Consider the following 21,969-nt stretch of genomic DNA (forward strand, 5'->3'; position numbering starts at 1 on the left):
TTACTTTTTTCTATTGCTAACAAAAGTATTAAAGTGTGTGTCTATCGCGGTGTCAATTTTGGCATGGATGTTGTGAACAACCTCTTAAAGATTTAGCAGAAAATCAATAGCTCTATTGTCATAGGAGACATTTTATCTGCACTTTATCACTTTTTTATGAAAAATGGGGGTGACTCCGTGCTTGGGGTCACCCCCATTATATTGAGATGGGAGATACCTTCAAATCCTATTGAACAGACTCGGTCGTTTTTGTAGCATCAAACAACGCTTTTTCAAGTTGCTTTGCAGCTTGTTGGAATGCTTCTATTTCGCCATCTTTCAGTGCTTTAGCAAGTGCTGGCAACGGCTGTGCCGCATAGCCGGTGGTCAGTCCTGGTGCCCATACTTGGTGTTTGAACCATGGACGTTCAGGTAGCCCTTTCTTTCGTGTCAAATCACGTTCCTGCTGAATCAGTGCATGATTAATATGTTTAAGTTGACGGCGTTCCTTACGAGTGATCTTACCATCTTCCAGGATCCCGTCCGCCTTTCTTTCGAGTGCTTCAGCTTCTGCTTTCCATTCCCTTGCTTGGTTAATAACATTAGACAGATCAACACCTGTAGTGTTCTTGTCTGCCATATCTTCGAGTAGTGATACAACGTTATCAGCATAATCTGAATATTGTAGAGGAATGACATCCGCATTTGCCAGTCTTAATGCTACTTTTCCTGTAACACGGGATGCAGCTGCATGGTGTTTATATCCAGGATCGAAAAAGCGCTCGATCGAATCTGAATTGTCATACGCGCTGTGGTATAATCCTCCAGGTGTACTGAATCCTATACCCGCTGAAGGGACACCAATATGATCGATAAATGCGGTATAATCAGAACCGCTTCCAAGCTGGCCGAGCTTTGGAATTTCCCTTCCGGATCTTATGAACCAGTCGTCATAGATTGACAGACCTGATCTTGGTTCTTCAACCGTTTTCGTTACGGCATGAATTAGATCTTGCATGGAAGGAACCCCTGAACTATTGAAAAATTGTCCAGCAACCCCATCCATATTCAAGTAGGCTACTGCATTTTTCGTCAGGTCCTTTCTATTTTCCTCTACCCATTCTGTAGAGCCGAGAAGGCCATATTCTTCACCGTCCCATCCTGCAATTACGATGGAACGTTCGGGCTGCCACCCTTTTTGATACATTTTACCGAGAACCCGGGCAATTTCCATCGCAGCCGTCCAACCGGAAATATTATCACTGGCTCCTTCGACCCATGTGTCGCGGTGGGCACCGATGACAATCGTTTGTTCTGGATACTTCGAACCCGGGATGCGTACGATAACGTCGTTTACCGGTTTCCGTTTGTAATCGATGTCTAGTGACAGACGAACTTTGGCCGGTCCTGGGCCTAGATTATACGTAAACGGAAGGGCACCTTGCCATGATTCAGGTGCTTCTTGCCCTTGCATGGATTCAAGAAGTGGACTTGCTTCCCCATATGACAACGGGGTCGTAGGTATTGTCGGTAAAGATTCCGCATCATCAGGATTGATTCGCTTTACCCCTGATATGGAAGGTTTACCAGGTGTAAGCGGATCACCTGGGTAACGGAAGATGTAGAGGATGCTTCCACGTTGGATGGCATCTGCAGGCCTCCAAGGACCTTCTGGATAAACCGCACCTTTGGTATATCCATCATCGGCGGGATCAGAATAAATAATCATACCAATCGCACCGCGTTTCGCTGCCTGTTCTGGTTTAACTCCACGGAAGTTTTTTCCGTATCGAACAATCACAATCTTGTCCTTTACGGAAATACCTCTTCGTTCAAGCTCTGCGAAATCTTCTGGTCTACCATAGTTTGCATAGACTAGTTCGGCTTCTACATTCCCAGCTGGAGAATAAGCGTTGTAACCGGGAACAACCTTTTTTGCGAACTCAGGAGGTAAATCTTCGATTACTTTTAGTTCTTGTTGCTGTGGAGCAGTCTGTGTTACGGATATGTTTTTCGGCTCTGACATGTATACGCTGTAGGATTTTACTTCTGGATCAAGTCCGGCTTTCCGAAGCTGTTTTAACTCATAATTGAGGGAGGACTCGTTTCCTTTCGTACCAACAAGTGGTATACGTTTACTCATTGTACGCGAATTTTGTTTGATTTCATCCGTACTGACTTTTTCAGAAAAAATCGCTTCAAACTGTTGCTGCCAATCTGATTTTTCCTCAGCAAATCCCGTAATTGAATTATTCTGTGTCTGTGCTTGAGACGGAAGGGCTGCAGAAGTTACAAGTGAAAGTGACAACAAACTTACAAATACTAAACCAAGACTTTTTCTTCTCTTTCTACGTCTAGATGTTGAATCTGAGGTGATGGATTTTCGACCTGAATCTATCAAACTACCACTCCTTTCGTAATATTGGTAAAAATTATAGCAAAATAATGTGCATTCACCATGATGTATTTGTCGGAATTATTATAAATTTGTCGGTAGGACAATAGGTGTATTTATTTCGTTAGTCGAAATAAATGGGGGTGCCGTTCAGGTAAAAAGCCTTAAAGCAATGATAAAATAGTATTGTGGCAAAAGTAATCCTATAAAGATAGACGGATTGCGTTCTTTATTTCATGCTCAGCATGTGACACCCCAGCTATTTGAATTACAGAAAGGGGAGCGAAGAAAGCCCATTACTTTAGCGATAGGATGAATTCGATCTCTCTAAAAAGAAATTGCGGTCAGAATCTTGTCATTTCTTCCTTAGTGCAGTTTAATTGAAAAGGAAGGTATTTTATTTAGAGACACTAAAGGAGTTTTATTTCTTGTGTAGAAACACATCATATTAAGGTTTACGGGGGGATTTAAGATGAAAGTTACAACGGAAAAGATCTTAGAATTAACAACTTCTGCACAGTGGAAAGAAGCCTTCCCCATTATGAATCAGCTTCGTTCTGATTTAGTGGAAAATACATATCTTGAATTGCTTAGTGAGATGAAAGAAGATGGATATCGACTATTTGCATTATTTGCTGAAGATAATATTGTAGCTTTGGCAGGCTTAAGCTTCAGAGTTAATTTTTATAGTAAACGTCATGTATTTATATATGATTTGGTAACAAATGCTTCACACCGTTCCCTTGGATATGGTGAAAAATTATTAAATTATATTCATGCTTGGGCAAAAGAAAACGGGGCAGAATATGTAGCCTTAGAATCGGGAATCCAAAGAATAGATGCTCACAGATTCTATGAAGAGAGGCTTAACTACGATAAGTGGTGCTTTTCATTTAGAAAAAAAATATAACATACTATTAGAATCACAATTTTATATCTGATTGTTCAATTATCAAATCCTTCACTTTGTTGAACTCGGCAAACTTTTCAAGTGCTTCACGGATGCTTCTGCGAAGTTTAGCTGTTTTTTTAACTCCAGGTTCAAGGTGCAGCTGGCGGACGTTCAGTACTTCCTTTTTACGATCAAGGAGTGGATCCATTCGTCCGATCAACCGGTCTCCATATAGAATCGGCATCGTGTAAGGTCCATATTTCCGTTTAGCTTGTGGGGTGTAAATCTCCCATTTATAGTCGAACTCAAATAGATCGCTGATTCGTTCACGTCGCCAAAGTAAATTATCGAGTGGAGGTAAGAAGATTATCGGTCCTTCTAGAGGCAAATACTCCTGTTTTGTTGATCGAATGAATTCTTCTAGCTCTTCCAAATCTTCAGCCATCATATAATACTGGCGTTTCACATTCTCAATCTGGAGTGGAAGCACAGTTTCATTTTGAACACGTTGCTCAATCTCCGTACGCCTCTCCGCAGCGATCATCTTTTGCCATCCAAAACGTGAATCCCGTGGATCAAATACTCGATAAGCACGGATGTACTTCTCGATTAAGGCTTCACGGGCAGCAGATTCTTCAATTGACTTTGCAGCATTCAAACTCTCCACACTGATTGTCCGTTCTGTCAGGTCAAAGAATCGTTCAGTTCGTTCCCTATGTACAACCCTGATTATTCCTGCATCAAGAAGTAGGTTAAGAGCAAGGGACGTTTCTTTCGTCTTTGGTATTTTATTGTCCCAGTAACCATGGACACGGTTTTCTGAAGTAAATGCACGTGAAGGGAGAGGACCTTCCGATTTCAAACGCTCTAAAACAGTTTCCGCTATAAGTTCTAATTTTTCCAATGGCTCTTGTACTTGCTTACGAATTCGATCCCGAATTGGTTCAAAAATAGGGTAGTCTTCAACCGGAATAGCACAAGCTGCATTGGCCCAATACTCGAAAACCTTTCCTTCTGAGAGAAGGTGATCTAAATGCTTAGGATTATATCCCGGAATCCGCGCTGCCAATACCAAGTGTTGATTCCGTTCCACGACAGAAACTGGATCAAGTTGAACACATTCAAGTTTCTCAACCATTCGTAATGTGTCTTCAGAGTCAGTTGATTCTGAAACAGAAGTGTTCTCTGCAGGTGTTAATAGAGATTGCTTATTTAATAGAAACCTACGTACGGATACTCGATCAACAGAAAAGGGAGTCGTCATGGATTGATCCACCTCGCATTATATTAAATATACCATCAACTCAATTAATACAATCATACCATTAAATAGGAAAAAAGCGAACGCGTGTTGGGTATTCATTTTTTGAATAAAATACAAAGTTACTTCGAAAATGCTTGTGATATTATTAAAGAAGAAGTGTATTCAGAGGGGGGAGAGAAATTGATTACTTCGTACAAACTAACCGTTAAGGATATACTTAACCACCCTTATTTTATAGAGTCGGAATTGAAAGCAGGGGTAAGTGGACTAGACAGAGAAATTAAATGGGTTCATATAATGGAGGTAACTCAGATAGGAAAGCTGTTGAATGGTAACGAGTTAATCTTAACAACTGGCGTCGGTTGGCAGGAAAAACAAACGAGTCTATCTTTTTTAAAACAGTTAATAGAGGCCAATGTTGCTGGGGTTTGTGTTGAACTTGATACATACATTTCAGATATCCCAGAGGAAATGATCCTTCTTGCTGAACAATATAACTTCCCTTTAATTATTTTCAAAAAAGAAGTACGTTTTATCGATATTACTCAGAATTTGAATACATCACTTATGAACTATCATTATAAAATGATCGCTGACCTGGAGATTATTTCAAATAAATTAAACGAAATTCTCCTATTACCTGATGCGTTTAAAAGAATTTTACGATTCTTAAGTAAGACTTTGCATGTACAGGTAGTCTATATCCCGACATCAGAAAAGGAAGCCCTTTTTACTCCGGAAATTCCAATGGAACAAAGGGAAATCTTACTAGATCGAGTTGAGGGGAATCTATCCAAAGAAAACTTGCAAAAGGTCCTCTTCCCAGACAAAAAAGAAAAAGCATTTGCCTATCAATCTATACAGGCTATGGGCCATAAATTTGCTGACCTATTGATTTTTTCTGAGACAGAAACATTCAATGAATATGAACAACTTGTATTAGATCGCTCTGCAACTGCATTGTCGCAAGACCTCTTAAGAATTCTATATGTTGAAGAGAGGAAAAAGGTCCGAGAAAATCAATGGGCAAAAGAATGGCTCGATGGTAAACATAGCAAAGAAGATATACAAAATTATTTTTCAGCACTTAATCCATCCTTTAAGCCAAACGGCGGTACGGTTTCCATTTGCACATTTGACACTCAGATAGATAATTCCAACATTACTTATTATTTAGCTGTATTACGTTCCATTTTTGAACAACATGGTTTCCATCCGGTTATTACGTTTGAAGCAAACCAAATCGTATCAATTTTAATAAATAAAAGAGGGAAGAATGATTGGAAGACTAGAGTTTGTAAGGCAATTGAACAACTAATAAAGACAGATCAAATTAGGGTGGAGGATTCATCTGCCCCTTTTGGGATTGGGAAACTGGTTGATGAATTAGATCAAGTTCATGAAAGTTATCGGATGGCAAAAGAAGTTTTGCTTATCCAAAAAAAGAAGAATCTAGTTAACACTCCATTTTACGAAGATTTACATGTATACCGCTTAATTTCACTAGTTAACAAACATAGTGATTTAGAGCAATTTATTATGGAATATCTAGGTGCAGTCATTGAGTATGACAAAAATAATAATGGGAACTTAATGGAGACGTTAAAGGTTCTTCTTGATTCTAGTGGGTCAAAAAAAGAAGCTTCGAAGAAACTATTTATCGTTCGACAAACATTATATCATCGAATTGATAAGCTTAAAGAGCTGTTAGGTGATGACTTTATGAATACCGAAAAGCGCCTTGCAATAGAGTTTTCACTATCTGCATGGAAGTATATGAATAAACAGTAGGAGTCATTTTGCATTTTAAAATTTGTAAGTTTTATGTTTGAATAAGTCAGCGTGAATTTCTTTTGGTTAAATCCCATAGACGGATTTAACCATTTTTTTTTGAGTTATTTACATAATGTTAAATTTCCACAAACTATCTTTTATGTTTTGTCCAATGATATGAAAACGGTTACATGATAAACTACGTTTGATAAAGTAATATTTGAATATTTAGAAAAGGGGGACGATTTAAGAGTGTAGGGAATATTATCATCAGCTAAATACTTAGCGTTTAGGAGGTTTTTGATGGGGTCGAATACAGATCTACAAAAAGGGTTAAAAAAGCGTCATATGACAATGATTGCTATAGCAGGTGTAATTGGGGCTGGACTTTTCATTGGTAGTGGAGCAGTAATCCACACTACAGGACCAGGGGCGATCGTTTCTTATGCACTAGCAGGTGGTCTTGTTATTCTCATTATGAGGATGCTAGGGGAAATGGCAGTGGCAAATCCTACTAGTGGTTCATTTGCCCACTATGCTCATTATCGTTGCCGGGACGTTTTTTTCTTATATTGCGGTAGTTATGAACTATATTTCTCCAGACAAAGTATTTTTATTTCTAGTTAATTCTTCAGGGGCAATCGCATTACTAGTTTATTTGGTTATTGCAGTATCCCAATTACGCATGAGGAGAAAATTGGAAAAGGAAAATCCAGAAGCCTTACAAATAAAAATGTGGTTATATCCGTATTTAACCTATTTTACCATTATAGGAATTACGGTAATATTAGTCGCTATGGTATTCATTGATTCGATGAGAAATCAACTAATTTTAACAGCAATTATCACAGCAATAGTGATTGCATCCTATTTTCTGTTTGTTAAAAAACAACCTGGAATTCAACAAACGAAACATAGTAATGTAACCAAGCCTTCTTCAAAAGTAAACTAGAATCGATGAACTGTTTCACATTTTGTCTAATGAATAAACCAATCAATCACGTTATACTCATTAAAATGCGTGTTCAAAAAGGAGGATCAAAAGAGCCGAGAAGTTCGAGGCACGATCGTCTTGAGGACCGGAACGTATGCTATTAATACGTGAGGACCGGAGAGACAGAGTAACGAAGAAATTCGACAGCTATTTTTACCGGACTTTTTGAACATCATCTTTAAATAAAGAATATTCTTAAAACCACTAGGAGGTCTTGACATATGACTGTCACAAAGCAAGAAACTACTACTCTTAAAAACTTTATTAACGGGAAATGGGTGGAAGCAAATACTGAGCAATATCAAGACGTGTTTAACCCAGCGACAGGTGAAGTGTTAGCACAGGTTCCGATTTCGTCTTATAGTGATGTCGATCAAGCGGTCGCTATTGCAAAGCAAGCTTTCAAAACTTGGGGTAAAACACCAGTTCCAAAAAGAGCTCGAATATTATTTAAATACCAGCAGTTGTTAAGTGAACATCATGAGGAGCTTGCGAAGTTGGTCACGCAAGAAAACGGAAAAAGCTATAAGGAAGCATATGGAGAGGTGCTGCGAGGGATTGAATGTGTGGAATTTGCAGCTGGTGCACCAAGTCTTTTAATGGGGGACTCCCTCTCAACTATTGCATCAGACATTGATTCCCAAATGTTTCGTTACCCGCTGGGGGTAGTAGGTGGTATTTCTCCATTTAACTTCCCGATGATGGTACCTTGTTGGATGTTCCCGTTAGCGATTGCTTGCGGAAATACGTTCGTATTGAAGCCATCTGAGCGTACGCCTGTCCTTGCTAATAGATTAGTAGAACTTTTCTCGGAAGCAGGCCTTCCAGATGGAGTGTTTAATGTCGTTCATGGTGCTCATGATGTAGTTAATGGTTTATTGGGTCATGAAAATGTAAAGGCGATTTCCTTTGTTGGCTCAGAGCCAGTCGGTAAGTATGTTTATGAAAAAGCCGCTGCGAATGGAAAACGCGTCCAAGCGTTAGCTGGAGCGAAGAATCATCACATCGTCATGCCTGATGCTGATAAGGATACAGCCGTTCAAAACATTATTAGCTCTGCATTTGGAAGCGCGGGCCAACGTTGCATGGCGTGTAGTGCGGTAGTAGTTGTTGGTGACGGAGGTGAGTTTGTTCAAGAATTAAAGCAAAAGGTTGATGAAGTGAAGGTAGGAAATGGGTTAGATGATGGTGTTATTTTAACTCCGATGATTCGCGATTCGAACCGTGAAAATGCCTTGAAATACATTGAAAAGGGAATTGAAGAGGGTGCTGAGCTAATCCGTGATGGACGAAAAGATAGTAATGACTTTGAAAGCGGATACTTTTTAGGAGCAACCATTTTTGATCATGTTAAGCCTGAGATGACAATTGCAAAAGAAGAAATCTTTGCACCAGTGTTAAGCATTTTACGTGCAGATGATCTAGACGCTGCTTTAGAAATCGTAAACAAGTCACGTTTTGGGAATTCAGCAACACTTTTCACCAATGATGCAAAAGCAGTTCGCCAATTCCGTGAAGATGCAGAGCCAGGTATGTTAGGTGTAAATATTGGAGTTCCTGCCCCAATGGCATTTTTCCCGTTTTCAGGTGCAAAAAACTCATTCTTCGGTGATTTGCATGCGAACGGAAAAGATGGTGTGGAATTCTATACACGAAAAAAGATGATCACTTCTCGTTTTTAAAAAAATCAGGGAGGGGTATAACCATGACTGTTAAGGAAGAGATGGACCTTGTCCAAAAGGATGAAAAATATATATGGCATTCAATGCGCCGATTTGACCCGAAAAGTACCATGATTGTGGAAGAGGCGGATGGAGCATGGGTGACAGATAATAATGGGAAACGTTATTTAGATGGAATGTCAGGTCTCTGGTGTGTGAATGTTGGATATGGTCGTGAAGAGCTTGCACAGGTTGCTTATGATCAATTGAAAAAGATGCCCTACTATCCATTGACACACAGTCACACCCCTGCGATAGAACTCGGCGAAAAGCTAAATGAGTGGCTAGGTGACGATTATATTATTTACTTTTCAAATAGTGGATCTGAAGCAAATGAAACAGCATTTAAAATTGCCCGTCAATACCATAAGCAGAATGGTAGTCCAGATCGATATAAATTTATTTCCCGCTATCGTTCGTACCACGGGAATTCAATGGGGGCATTGGCAGCTACTGGTCAAGCACAAAGAAAATATAAATACGAACCATTAGGGCAAGGATTTCTTCATGTCGCCCCACCGGATTGCTATAGAAGCCCATTTCCTTCAACGGATGGCTTATGCTGTTCACAAAGTGCTGATGAGATTGACCGTGTTATGACATGGGAATTGGATGAAACGATTGCCGGAGTCATTATGGAGCCGATTATTACCGGTGGGGGTGTACTAGTTCCACATGATAATTACTTAAAAAAGGTGAGAGAGAGTTGCGACCGGCATGGGGCACTTCTTATCAGTGATGAGGTAATATGTGGATTCGGTCGAACAGGTAAACCATTTGGATTTATGCATTATGGAATTAAACCGGATATTATAACGATGGCTAAAGGACTTACAAGTGCTTATTTACCCTTATCGGCAACGGCCGTTAGAAAAGACATCTTTGAAGTATTTAAAGGTACAGAGGAGTACGATCATTTTCGTCATGTGAATACCTTTGGAGGAAGTCCCGCCTCTTGTGCTGTTGCAATTAAAAATTTAGAGATCATGGAAAGAGAAAGTCTTGTAGAACGCTCTGAACGACTAGGACAGAAGCTGAAACATGAGATGCAAGAACTATATGACCATCCGAATGTAGGGGATATACGCTGTAAAGGCTTACTCATGGGAATCGAGCTTGTTGAAGATAAAAACACAAAAGAACCTGCCGTTCCAGAAAAAGTTAACAAAGTGATAGCTACCTGCAAAGAAAGAGGGCTAATTATAGGGAAAAACGGTGATACAGTTGCTGGGTTTAATAACATTTTAACGCTTAGTCCACCACTCAGCATGACAGATGAGGATTTAGAGTTCCTTATTAACACGGTTAAAGAAGGAATTTGGCAAATTTAGTATGTAACAGTGAAGAATGGCATCGTTTGCTTTTGCTTGATATTGTTAATTTTATAAGTGTTTATGCTTATTTGCATACCACATAAAAGAGGGTGATCGCTAGATTACCCTCTTTTATTGTGTGTTGAAGTAAAATTTTTATGTATTACAAATATAGTTAAAAATATGATATCTGCACGGTATAATAGATTTAGATAATTTTATGAATATTCAATCCCTTTTGCGAGGAGTGTGAAAATTGAAGATTATAACTTGGACAGAAGATAAATTACAAGATGTACTCTGTCTTTGGAATAAGGAAATCGGAGACCAGTTTCCTATGAGGGAAGAGCTTTTGAAACTAAATTGTTTTGAGGATGAAAATGTGCTTTTACAAGGTTCATTCTTAGCGGTCGACTCTGATGATAAACTGATCGGATTTGTCGTCTCAAAGCGTTGGCAAGAGAACTTGAACCTTCATATGGGGAAATCTATTGGATGGATCCAGGTTCTACTTGTAGATTCTGATTATCGTAATCTAGGGCTTGGCTCGCGGTTACTTGAAAAAGCAGAAACAGCTTTGATAGAGAGCGGCGCTACGAAGGTCTCTCTCGGAAGAGATCCTTGGTATTACTTCCCTGGAGTCCCAGGTGACTTTCACGAAACACGTAAGTGGTTTGAAAACAGAGGATATACATCATCCGGTCAGGATTTTGACCTCATATGTCATTACGATAAGGCAATAATATCGCCACCTCCTTCGTTTGATGAAGTTGAGTTTGCGATTTTGGAAAAGGGAGATCAAGAAGAATTTATTACGTTTTTACATCGTTGCTTTCCCGGAAGATGGGAATATGAAGCGATTCACTATTTTAAAAGAGGTGGCACTGGGAGGGAGTTCGTCGTTCTTAAAAAAGGACGAAAGATAATCGGCTTTTGCCGGATCAACGACCATCAATCCCCATTCATTGTACAAAATGTGTACTGGTCCCCATTGTTTTCAGAACCGCTTGGTGGGATAGGTCCCTTAGGAATCGACCCCAATGAGCGAAAAAAAGGGTACGGGATGGCTATTGTGGAAGCGGGGATCGCTATTTTACGAGAACGAGAGATTAATCGGATTGTCATTGATTGGACGGGACTTGTTGAGTTCTATGGAAAGCTAGGATACGACGTTTGGAAAGCCTATCATAAGTACGAAAAGCTAGTGTGAATAATACGTAGACAAATTAAGGACCACCCTTTCATCTCAGCTAAATGGTCATTTTTTTGTCCTTTTACATCATTCTGTTTACATCAACCCCATAACTTATATCCTTTACCGAAAAATACCGATATTGAAATTACCTATAATTTGTCCTGAAGTGTTTGCCCCATAACTGAAAAAAAGATTGTATCTTATCATCATTAATGGTAATATACTATTTAATTTAATAGTATAACATATTTATAGAAATTAAGGTTTTTAGAATAACATAATCACTTAATTAAACAACATCAAAAGGTGAACGAATAGGGGGATCGGTATTGAATAGTAAGGAAATTGTTTATGTTGTTTCTGATTCGGTTGGTGAAACAGCTGAGTTGATGGTAAAAGCAGTTGCAGCACAATTTAATGGGGGAGATGTTGAAATCAAACATATCTCTTATGTAGAGGATATTAAAGATCTTAATAATGTCTTTACTGCTGCGAAGTATAGTAATTCCATCATTGCCTATACCATCGTTATACCACCTTTAAAGAAATATCTTGACCAGCGGGCCCAAGAGGAAGGGATTATTGCAATTGATTTAATGAATCCGCTTATGGAAGCATTTAGTCAAAAATTTAATAAAGACCCCAAACGGCAACCACGGCTTATGAGGAAATTGGATGATAACTATTTCCGTAGGGTTGAAGCAATTGAGTTCGCAGTAAAATATGACGATGGACAAGATCTAAGAGGGGTTAATCGTGCAGATATTGTACTAATCGGAGTTTCTAGGACATCAAAGACACCGCTTTCTATGTATTTAGCCCATAAAAGATTTAAGGTGGCAAATGTACCTTTAGTACCTGAAATAACACCCCCTGAGGAACTTTTTGATATTCCAAAAAATAAATGTGTTGGTTTAGTAATATCACCAGATAAACTGAATGTAATTCGCAGGGAGCGATTGAAGAATTTAGGGTTAACAACCCAAGCGAATTATTCGAATTTGGATCGGATCCTTGAAGAATTAGATTATGCTGAAAAAATTATGAAACGAATCGGTTGTCCAGTCATTAATGTCTCAAATAAAGCAGTAGAAGAGACGGCGGATTTAATATTAGCAATGTTAAAAAAGAGAGGAATAGACTACCATGAATAAATTTGTCTATATGTTTGATGAGGGGAACAGTGAAAAAAAGGAACTTTTAGGAGGTAAGGGAGCTAATCTAGCAGAAATGACCCGAATTGGTTTGCCCGTTCCTTATGGGTTTACGATAACAACAGAGGCCTGTAATTCATATTATGATGAAGGAAAATCCATTTCAACAGAGATTGAATTTCAGGTTTTAGAAGTTCTTAAAAAACTTGAAGAAAAAACAGGTAAAAGACTTGGAGACCCATCAAATCCACTGCTTGTTTCCGTCCGTTCCGGTGCGGTGCATTCAATGCCAGGAATGATGGATACAGTATTAAACCTTGGAATGAATGATGAAACGGTGGAGGGGATGGCAAAGCTAACAAAAAATTCACGTTTCGCATATGACTCTTACCGTAGGTTCATTCAAATGTTTAGTGATGTTGTCCTTAAGGTAGATGGTTTTTATTTTGAACAATTTTTAGAAGAAGTCAGGGAAGAAAAGGGATATGATTCAGATCCTGAAATGTCTGCGGAAGATTGGAAAGAAGCTATTAAAGGATACAAAGATATTGTTAAGAGACATGCTAAAAGGGCTTTTCCTGAGAATCCAAAGGAGCAATTATTCCTTTCCATCAGTGCTGTTTTTGGATCGTGGAACAACCAACGTGCTATTGTATACCGCCGTCTGCAGAAAATTCCTGGTCATCTTGGAACTGCAGTGAACATTCAAAGCATGGTCTTTGGAAATATGGGTAACGATTCTGGTACTGGAGTGGCTTTTACAAGGAACCCATCTACAGGAGAAGCTAAGCTTTATGGTGAATATTTGATAAATGCTCAGGGAGAGGATGTTGTAGCTGGAATTCGTACCCCTCAACCTATTGTTACCCTCCAAGATGAAATGCCAGAAGTATATCAACAGTTTGTTGAGACGTGTCATCTTCTCGAAAAGCACTATCAAGACATGCAGGACATTGAGTTCACGGTAGAGTGTGGTGAACTATTTATTCTTCAAACAAGGACGGGGAAAAGAACAGCTCAAGCAGCAATTAGAATAGCGGTTGAATTAGTAAAGGAACAACTTATTAGTAAGAAAGAAGCGATTCTGCGTGTCGATCCTGATCAGCTAAATCAGCTGCTTCATCGTCGAATCGATGATTCATATGACCGGAAACCGTTAGCGAAAGGTTTACCAGCTTCGCCTGGGGCAGCAACAGGGCAAGTCATATTTGATGCAGATGAAGCCGAAAGAATAGCGAAAGATGGTAAAAAGGTTATTCTCGTTCGCCCAGAAACGACACCTGATGATATTCATGGAATTGTAGCTGCTCAAGCAACGATCACTAGCCGTGGAGGAATGACTAGTCATGCAGCAGTTGTTGCAAGAGGTATGGGGAAAGCTTGTATATGTGGCTGTGAATCACTAAATATTGATCTGAAATTAAAGCAGTTTAAGGTAGGAAATACGACCGTGACCCAAGGTGATCTTATTACTGTAGATGGTTCAACTGGTGAAATCATCTTAGGTGAAATTCCAATGATTGAGCCTCAACTTTCTGACCAGTTTCAAATGTTGCTTACTTGGGCAGATGAGGAAAGGAAACTTGGCGTAAGAGCAAATGCTGACAATCCAGAGGATGCTAAAAAAGCTTTTAAATTTGGAGCAGGTGGAATCGGCTTGTGCCGTACAGAACATATGTTTATGGATACCCATCGAATCCCAATTGTTCAGGATATGATACTTGCTGAAACATATGAGGAGCGTGAAATTGCTCTTACTAAGCTTTTACCTATGCAACAAGAGGATTTTGAGGGAATCTTTAAGGCGATGCAAGGGTCACCTGTAACGATTCGTTTATTAGATCCTCCTCTTCACGAATTCTTGCCGGATAAGGAAGAACTGCTGGTTGAAGTTACAAAGCTTCAGATGACAGATTCAAATTCCAAGGAATTAAAGGATAAAGAGCATCTTTTAAGAAAAGTACGTCAATTAGATGAATCAAACCCAATGTTAGGGCACCGTGGCTGCCGATTGGGAATGATTTTTCCAGAAATTTACCTCATGCAAGCAAAAGCAATCTTCTATGCAATTGCGAAGGTAATGGAAAAAGGAATAGACGTAAAACCAGAAATTATGATTCCTTTAGTTGGCCACGTAAATGAGTTGAAAGAAATGCGTCAATTAGTGATCGATGCTGGCTTGCAGGTTGAGAAAGAAACGGGACTGGGATTTGATTATCTTATTGGTACGATGGTTGAAGTTCCACGAGCAGCTTTAACTGCTGACCAAATTGCCGAAGAGGCGGACTTTTTCTCGTTTGGAACAAATGACCTGACTCAAACGACCTTTGGATATAGTCGTGATGATGCAGAGGGTAAATTCCTTCAAGCCTATATTGAAAACAAAGTTCTTCCAGAAAATCCATTCGTTTCTCTTGATCAAGAAGGTGTAGGAAAACTTGTTGAAACTGGAGTAAGGCTTGGTAGGGAAAAAAAGCCAGGGCTAAAAACAGGTATTTGCGGAGAACATGGAGGAGAAAAAAATTCAATACAATTCTGTCATGATATAGGACTGGATTACGTAAGCTGTTCACCATACCGTGTACCTCTTGCACGGCTTGCAGCGGCTCAAGCTACTATTAAACATGAACAAAAACAGTACGAACTTCAAGCTAAAATATAAAAATGAAAAGCTGCCTCTTTAGGCAGTTTCTTCATTTTTTGCGTACAGGTTTATAAATGTATCCTTCCAATTTGAAATGTCGAAAATGTCGAGACCAACATCAAATGAATACGGTTTGAATGCGAGAGCTCCTAGAACTAGATACCCACCATAGTTGCCAAATATGATTCCAATCTTCTTTTCATCGATATACCCGTTAGAAGCTTGGGAATTCTTTTCTTCAATGCAATCTGCGAGATCAACCACACCATGTTTTCGATCCGCCACTTTAAAAAATGATTTACCATATCGAGAGTTGCCTCGATTATTAACGGCAATTATCGCATAACCATTGTTGGAAAGATATTGAAACAGCGGATTATAGCTTATCCTCTTTTGACCTCCAGGACCTCCATGTACTTCTACTTATGCTGGCATTTCCCCCTTTCTAATATAAGGTAATAGTATCATAATTGTTAGGAAGGTTCCGAAATATCAAAAAAGTCCAGATTAAACTAAGAATATAATATACATGATTTACAATCGTACTAAGAAATAGTTACGGGTTTATTCATAGAGAATTAGGACTCGATCATGTAAATAAAGACTTGGAACCATATTTAATCGATATCGAACGGGCTCTGTTTTTTGATATTGAACATGACCCTAGTTTTCTACAGAATCGATTTGGAGAATACGATCGATATCTAAAGTGTAATACCTTTGATCCTATCAGAATGTTATTCTATAAATTACGCCACCATATTTCTTGCACCTAGGAGGATTGACATTACTTCATAGGGGTTTTCCAATCAAAAACTTGCTCACGATATTGTAATTCATAATTCTGAATGTGTATTTAGGTTGTGAACTTGCGAAACTTGCTCTTGGCAGACAAACAAAGGCTAATCCAGATAGTAGGAGCACCCGAGAAAATGGATGAAGTTTAAAAGAATCTAAAGAGTGTCTTGCTAGATTAAGGAGGAAATCGGTAATGAAACAGTGGTTTCGTCGGTCGTTGCAAAATCAGTTAACGGTATTTATACTGCTTGCTGTGCTGCTTCCGATTTGTTTACTTGGTGTGTTTTCCTATTTGACCGCTGTTCATCTATCAAAAGAGCGTGCTACGATTTCCGGTAAAAGCGCGTTGCAGCAATTGGAAACACAATTGGAAATTATTGTAAATGATGTGGAAAATATGTCGGTCTTCTTGATTGGTAATGAAGATGTGCAGCAATATTTGCAGATGGATCAAGATCCGTATCAACAACGCCGGGCTATTTATGGCTTTCTATCAAACTTGGCACTATCAAAACCGTATATTTCCAATGTTGTAATAGAGCCGATCAATGGCAATCCGGATATTTCGATCGTTCCGACTCTTACCTCTAATAGAGAGTCTAGCGACTTTCATAAAGCGGGTAAATGGTGGTCGTCACATCATGAAGACAAGACGACGCTAGGAACGCAAGAGATGATTACATTGTCGCGGCCGATTCGTAGTACAGACGGCTATGATTTAATTGGATACTTGTCTATTAGCTTGGATCAGCAGGTCATTGAGGAACATTTGGAGTCGATTAATTTTGAGTGGAATGGGTTTGTACTGCTTATGTATGAAGGGGATGTGTTGGCAGGACAATCCGAGAAGTTTGGCGGTGCTCACGAGCTAGCGAGCATTTATTCAATAGTGGATAGAGGCACTAGTAAACACGCGTTTACGTATCAAATGGATGGAGAAAAAAGTACGGTATTATCTACGACGCTATCGGATGTTGGTTGGAAGCTAGTCGGCATTATTCCATTTCAAGAGTATAGTGCACAAAACCGCTACTTCTTGTGGCTGACGGTTATTGCGGTAGCTATTGCAGGCCTTCTTGTTTCTGGACTTGTATTATTTTTTGTTCGTAAAGTGATTGGCCCGCTTTCATCGTTAACGACAGCGATTCGAACGTCGCATCCCGGTGACGGCATTGAACAGGTGGTCTTACATTCACAAGATGAGGTCGGTCAGTTGATTGTTAGCTACAATAATTTGAATGATCGTATTCGGTTGTTAATGGAGCGAGTGAAGAAAAATGAAGCCATTAAGCGAAAGGTTGATTTGCAGGCATTGCAAGCGCAAATCAATCCACACTTCTTATATAATACACTCGCTTCGGTACACTGGATGGCGCTTTCGGCACGAGAAACGAATATTTCGGAAATGGTCTCATCCCTTAGCGGCTTTTTGAGATTTAGTTTAAATAAGGGTAACGAGTACTGTACGGTGGAACAGGAGCTTGCGCATCTATCCCATTATGTGAGCATTCAGGAAATCCGTTATCCTGGTGCATTTCATCTAAAGGTTCATATTCCCGGTGATGTGAAGCAGATGTATATGCTGAAGCTTGTGCTGCAGCCACTTATTGAAAACAGTATTGTACACGGATTATTTCCAAAAAGTGTGAAAAACGGTGTCATCAAAGTCAATGGTGAATGGGATCAAACCTATTTACATATGACGGTTACGGATAACGGTGTCGGTATGACAGAGGAGATGGTACAACAGCTGCATCATCAATTTGCGCATGATGCGAGTGACGAAATTGTTGTTGGTAAAAGTTACGGGCTTCGGAATGTGAATCTTCGTCTCCTATTACATTATGGTCCGTCTGCAAGGCTCAGCATTACAAGTCATTTAGACCATGGTACGTCGGTGCAGTTTTCCATTCCATTAGAGAGAAGGTAAGTGTTATGAAAGTGTTGATTGTAGATGATGAGGTTATCATTCGAGAGGGCATGCGAAAGGTAGTTGCTTGGAGTGAGCACGGGTTTCAGCTTCTTGAGACGGCATCTTCAGCAGAAGAGGCGATGGAGCGCATTAATAAGGAAAGGCCGGATATTATACTAACGGATATACGAATGAAAGGGAAAAGCGGCCTTGACTTAGCGGAATACGTATACGATCTTGACCTAGCGATCGAAGTGATCGTATTAACTGGATATGATGAGTTTGCCTATGCTCAGGAGGCACTACGTCAAGGCGTTTGTGATTACTTGTTAAAAACGAGTGCTCCAGATGATATTTTGCGAGCGGTTCAGAAAGCGAAAGGCAGGCTTGAGCATACGAAGGAGCATGTTCAGTGGAAGCAGGGAGAACGTGAACGCATGATTTCATCGTTCGTGAAGCGGTTGCTCCACAAAAACGCTGGTCCCGCTGATGTCGATCGACTATACGAACTCGTGCCGGAGCTTGAGGAGGCGCCGTTTCAGATACTACTTATCGATGAGCCGTTGCAGCCAAGTCAGCTGGCAGAGAATGAGATGCTTTGGAATACGTATGTCTTTGGCAAATGGGTCCCATGCAACGAGAAAACCGTCATTATAGTTCAACGGGATCCCCGTTTAGAGGATGATTACCTATTACGCATGGCTGCCAAGAAAATCACTCAACAGTTACACCAACCTGTTTTTGCCGGATCGGTGGTGTCATCATTAACGGAACTTTCCTCATCTTATGAGCAAGCAACATCACTTATTTTATACAAATGGCTATTGCCAGATCATACGTTGATCGGCACCGAAGATATCAAGTCACGCATAGGCATTCCACATACAGAACGTTTGCCTGATCATGAGGCAGAGCTGCTTCATTATATGAAGATAGGTAACCACGATGATTTGAAGCGTTGGATGATGGAGCTTATTGGATGGCTGTTTGCGCACCCACAGGCGACACCAGGATCTGTCCATCTATATGTACAAACCTTATTTATTGCAACGATTCGCTTCGTCAACCGGGTAGCACTTTCGGCTGGACAAGAGGTGCGTAACTACAGATCACTACCCTCAGCTGCTGAGTGGTTTCCGTTACCGGAAGAAACACTGTCCCCTTTATTTTTACAGGTGTTGGACGATTTTCAGAAGCAGGCCAATCGGCAAAATAGGTACGTGCAAACTGCCATTTATTATATCGAACAGCAGATTGGTGAATCACTGACCTTGCATAAAGTCGCTGATCACGTACACATACACCCCAATTATTTAAGCGATATGATCCGTAAAGAAACTGGAAAATCATATATTGAACTCCTCACCGGTCTTCGGATGAAAAAAGCAGAAGAACTACTCCTCCACTCCGATGCTAAAGTAAAGGACATATCGAAATTAGTTGGATATGCGGACTGGAAATATTTCACCAACCAGTTTAAAAAGTATACGGGTATGACGCCATCTCAATACCGTCATCAGTATGAATAGGATGCTCGAGAAGTAGAGCTTCCTATTTTTATTACTAAAAAGTCGTAATATTCTATTTTTTTCTACCCTATGTCTGTGATTTGACCCCTTTAGTGAATGAAAACGCTACCATATAATGAGTCTATATTAAAAAAGGGGGGCTTCTTCAATGAGAAAATGGTTTGTAAGCATCGGGCTTCTGTTGTTGCTTATGTTAGCTGCATGCAGCGGCGATGAAAGTGGTTCTAGTGATTCTGATGATACAGAAGGTGAACATGGGGTTTCAATTTCGATTTGGCATAACTTTGCGGGCAATGATCTTCGTGCAAGAACCGTTCGTGGAATGATTGACCAGTTTCAGAAGGACCATCCGGAGATTAAAGTGGAAGCACAGGCGATACCGGTTGATGGCTACCGCCAGCGAATCAGTACGGTAGCAGCAGCTGATGAGCTTCCAGATGTTTTCTTGACGTATACTGGAAGCTTTACGGATGAGTTTTATGAAGGTGATTTGATTCAGCCAATTACTCCACTGTTGGAGAAACATCCAGAATGGCGTGATTCATTTTTACCTGGTGCGCTCGATGCGTTCGAGTATAGTGATGGAGAGATTTATTCAGCTCCAGTTGCGATGTCGGCTACTTCATTTTTGTACTACAATAAACAGTTGTTTAAAGAGAATAATCTTGAAGTTCCAAAAACATGGGATGAGTTCATGCAAGTGATTGATGTGTTTAATGAAAAGGGGATTACTCCGATTGCGATTGGTAACAAGGCGCCATGGGTCGCTCAGTCGACTACGTTCGGTGCTATTGCAGATCGCGTTACAGGTACGGAATGGTTTATAGATGCTGTTGCACAAGACGGAGCGTCTTTTACGGATCCTATTTTTATTGAAGCACTGGGATATTTCAAGCAGCTAGTGGATGCAAATGCTTACCAGGATGGAGCAAACGCGATTGATAATACACAAGCAGAGCAGTATTTTGCTCAAGGAAATGCAGCTATGATGATTAATGGATCGTGGACGATAAGCAGCTTAGCCGCTTCTGCATCGGAAGAAACATTGCAAAATATTGGGGTATCTGTAGTTCCGGCGATTCCAGACGGAAAAGGTCGTGCCAACACGATCACGGGTGGACCAGGTGGTGGCTTCTTACTTAGCAGTAAAACGGAAGGTGATGCGAAAGAGGCGGCTCTTGAGCTCATTTATGTTTTAAGTAATGCGGAGGCGCAAAAGGCGATTGCGGAAAGTAATTCTATGGTGATGTATGACGTGGAAATTGATCCAGAAAAAGTGAATCCGCTATTTTATGAAGCGTTTAAATTAGTACGTGAGGTTGAGTATGTACCAGTGTACGATTTGCATTTGTCAGCGGCAGCTGGTGAAGCGATCAATACAGGGCTGCAAGAAATCATGTTAGGTGGAGATGTGGAAGCCGTAGCGAAAAAGTTACAGCAGGCACAGGCTCGAGCGGTTGATGAATAAAGAAAGTATGTCATAAGCAAAAGGGGGAGAAGAACATGCAGTCAGTATTAAAAGTAAAGGGCATGCTTGCAGTCACACTGCTTCCAGCCCTTTTGCTTTATTCCTTTTTCGTTATTATTCCGATTTTTTGGTCTGCCTATTATGGATTCTTTGAGTGGTCTGGTGTTGGTGATGCGTCATTTATTGGTTGGGCAAATTATTTAGAGGTGATAAAGGATCCGATCTTTTGGCGGGCGTTGAAAAATAACATGATTATTGTCGGTGCCTCGGTATTTGGTCAGGTGCCAATTGCATTAGGTCTTGCCCTTATGCTTCGCAAAAGCTCGTTGTTTCAACGGTTTGTGCGTTCCGCTATCTTTTTACCGATGGTTATTTCTACCGTTGTGGTTGGTTTGATTTGGGGATATATTTACCATCCGCAATTTGGCATCATTAATTCGCTGCTTACTGCGGTTGGCTTAGAGTCGTGGACACGCCCGTGGTTAGCGGATCCAAGTATTAATATGTATGCCGTGGCGATTCCGATTATATGGAATTACATTGGTCCATATCTCATTATATTCATTGCTGCACTACAGAATATCCCGTCTGAATTAGATGATGCGGCCAAGATTGATGGTGCTGATGGATTCAAGAAGCTGATTCATGTGACACTGCCGATGATGTGGAAAACGATTATGGTCGCTGTTGTTTTGTGTATTTCTGGTAGCTTGAAGGCTTTTGACCAAGTGTTTGTAATGACGGGCGGCGGTCCAGCACAATCAACGGAGCTGTTGGCTACCTATATGTACAATAATACGTTTATGGTCTATCGCTACGGCTATGGTTCTGCCGTGTCAACCATGATTATTATTGTGAGCTTGATTTTAATTGTAATTAGTCAGCTGTTAATGAAGAGAAGAGATCAGGAAGGAAGGGGTATATGATGGAGCAGAAAT

General features: G+C 40.2%; 15 protein-coding genes and 2 pseudogenes. 14 read left to right on the forward strand and 3 right to left on the reverse strand.

What is annotated here, in order from left to right:
- Positions 1 to 226: 226 nt before the first annotated feature.
- Entirely contained in the window at positions 227 to 2,380 is a 2,154-nt protein-coding gene (locus tag NON16_RS19170) for a M28 family peptidase (protein WP_257351037.1), read from the reverse strand.
- Positions 2,381 to 2,846: 466 nt separating this feature from the next.
- Here NON16_RS19170 and NON16_RS19175 point away from each other — a divergent pair, with 466 nt between their 5' ends.
- Complete coding sequence (locus NON16_RS19175) at positions 2,847 to 3,284, forward strand: GNAT family N-acetyltransferase (protein ID WP_257351038.1); 438 nt, start codon at positions 2,847 to 2,849, stop codon at positions 3,282 to 3,284.
- 13 nt (positions 3,285 to 3,297) lie between these two features.
- On the opposite strand, the gene NON16_RS19180 is transcribed toward NON16_RS19175, so the two are convergent.
- Positions 3,298 to 4,530, reverse strand: coding sequence for a winged helix-turn-helix domain-containing protein (locus NON16_RS19180; protein ID WP_257351039.1), 1,233 nt, complete (start codon positions 4,528 to 4,530; stop codon positions 3,298 to 3,300).
- Between the two features lie 102 nt (positions 4,531 to 4,632).
- Here NON16_RS19180 and NON16_RS19185 point away from each other — a divergent pair, with 102 nt between their 5' ends.
- The 8 genes and pseudogenes from NON16_RS19185 to ppdK all read left to right on the forward strand — a co-directional run bounded on the left by NON16_RS19185 (position 4,633) and on the right by ppdK (position 15,342).
- Entirely contained in the window at positions 4,633 to 6,321 is a 1,689-nt protein-coding gene (locus tag NON16_RS19185) for a PucR family transcriptional regulator (protein ID WP_257351040.1), read from the forward strand.
- A gap of 336 nt (positions 6,322 to 6,657) precedes the next feature.
- Entirely contained in the window at positions 6,658 to 6,930 is a 273-nt protein-coding gene (locus NON16_RS25860; RefSeq protein ID WP_425589736.1) for a hypothetical protein, read from the forward strand.
- Positions 6,848 to 7,255, forward strand: a pseudogene (locus tag NON16_RS25865) (GABA permease); the annotation flags it as partial. The gene NON16_RS25860 and the pseudogene NON16_RS25865, both read left to right, overlap by 83 nt.
- A 263-nt stretch (positions 7,256 to 7,518) precedes the next feature.
- A complete protein-coding gene (locus NON16_RS19195) occupies positions 7,519 to 8,979 on the forward strand; it encodes a CoA-acylating methylmalonate-semialdehyde dehydrogenase (protein ID WP_257351041.1) in 1,461 nt (486 codons plus the stop codon).
- A gap of 23 nt (positions 8,980 to 9,002) precedes the next feature.
- Positions 9,003 to 10,349: an aspartate aminotransferase family protein gene (locus NON16_RS19200; protein ID WP_257351042.1), complete on the forward strand. Its 1,347-nt coding sequence runs from the start codon at positions 9,003 to 9,005 to the stop codon at positions 10,347 to 10,349.
- Positions 10,350 to 10,587: 238 nt separating this feature from the next.
- On the forward strand, positions 10,588 to 11,541 hold the full coding sequence (locus NON16_RS19205; RefSeq protein ID WP_257351043.1) for a GNAT family N-acetyltransferase: 954 nt from the start codon (positions 10,588 to 10,590) through the stop codon (positions 11,539 to 11,541).
- Positions 11,542 to 11,855: 314 nt separating this feature from the next.
- The gene (locus tag NON16_RS19210) at positions 11,856 to 12,680 is read left to right on the forward strand and encodes a pyruvate, water dikinase regulatory protein (protein ID WP_257351044.1); all 825 of its coding nucleotides are present in this window, start codon (positions 11,856 to 11,858) and stop codon (positions 12,678 to 12,680) included.
- Positions 12,673 to 15,342, forward strand: coding sequence for a pyruvate, phosphate dikinase (ppdK, locus tag NON16_RS19215; protein WP_257351045.1), 2,670 nt, complete (start codon positions 12,673 to 12,675; stop codon positions 15,340 to 15,342). The genes NON16_RS19210 and ppdK overlap by 8 nt, the downstream gene beginning before the upstream one ends.
- An 18-nt stretch (positions 15,343 to 15,360) precedes the next feature.
- Here the strand turns inward: ppdK and NON16_RS19220 are convergent, their stop codons facing one another.
- Positions 15,361 to 15,711, reverse strand: coding sequence for a prolyl oligopeptidase family serine peptidase (locus tag NON16_RS19220; protein WP_308216637.1), 351 nt, complete (start codon positions 15,709 to 15,711; stop codon positions 15,361 to 15,363).
- A gap of 161 nt (positions 15,712 to 15,872) precedes the next feature.
- On the opposite strand from NON16_RS19220, the pseudogene NON16_RS19225 reads away from it, so the two are divergent.
- From NON16_RS19225 to NON16_RS19245, 5 genes and pseudogenes are all read left to right on the forward strand, one after another.
- Positions 15,873 to 16,191, forward strand: a pseudogene (locus NON16_RS19225) (aminoglycoside phosphotransferase family protein); the annotation flags it as partial.
- A gap of 124 nt (positions 16,192 to 16,315) precedes the next feature.
- Positions 16,316 to 18,052: a cache domain-containing sensor histidine kinase gene (locus tag NON16_RS19230; protein ID WP_257351046.1), complete on the forward strand. Its 1,737-nt coding sequence runs from the start codon at positions 16,316 to 16,318 to the stop codon at positions 18,050 to 18,052.
- Positions 18,053 to 18,057: 5 nt separating this feature from the next.
- A complete protein-coding gene (locus NON16_RS19235; RefSeq protein ID WP_257351047.1) occupies positions 18,058 to 19,563 on the forward strand; it encodes a response regulator transcription factor in 1,506 nt (501 codons plus the stop codon).
- A gap of 148 nt (positions 19,564 to 19,711) precedes the next feature.
- A complete protein-coding gene (locus NON16_RS19240; RefSeq protein WP_257351048.1) occupies positions 19,712 to 21,031 on the forward strand; it encodes an extracellular solute-binding protein in 1,320 nt (439 codons plus the stop codon).
- A gap of 35 nt (positions 21,032 to 21,066) precedes the next feature.
- Positions 21,067 to 21,957, forward strand: a complete 891-nt coding sequence (locus NON16_RS19245) for a carbohydrate ABC transporter permease (protein WP_257351049.1) — start codon at positions 21,067 to 21,069, stop codon at positions 21,955 to 21,957.
- Positions 21,958 to 21,969 lie beyond the last annotated feature (12 nt).

This window comes from Pseudalkalibacillus decolorationis (assembly GCF_024609785.1).
Classification (GTDB): Bacteria; Bacillota; Bacilli; order Bacillales; family Fictibacillaceae; genus Pseudalkalibacillus; species Pseudalkalibacillus decolorationis.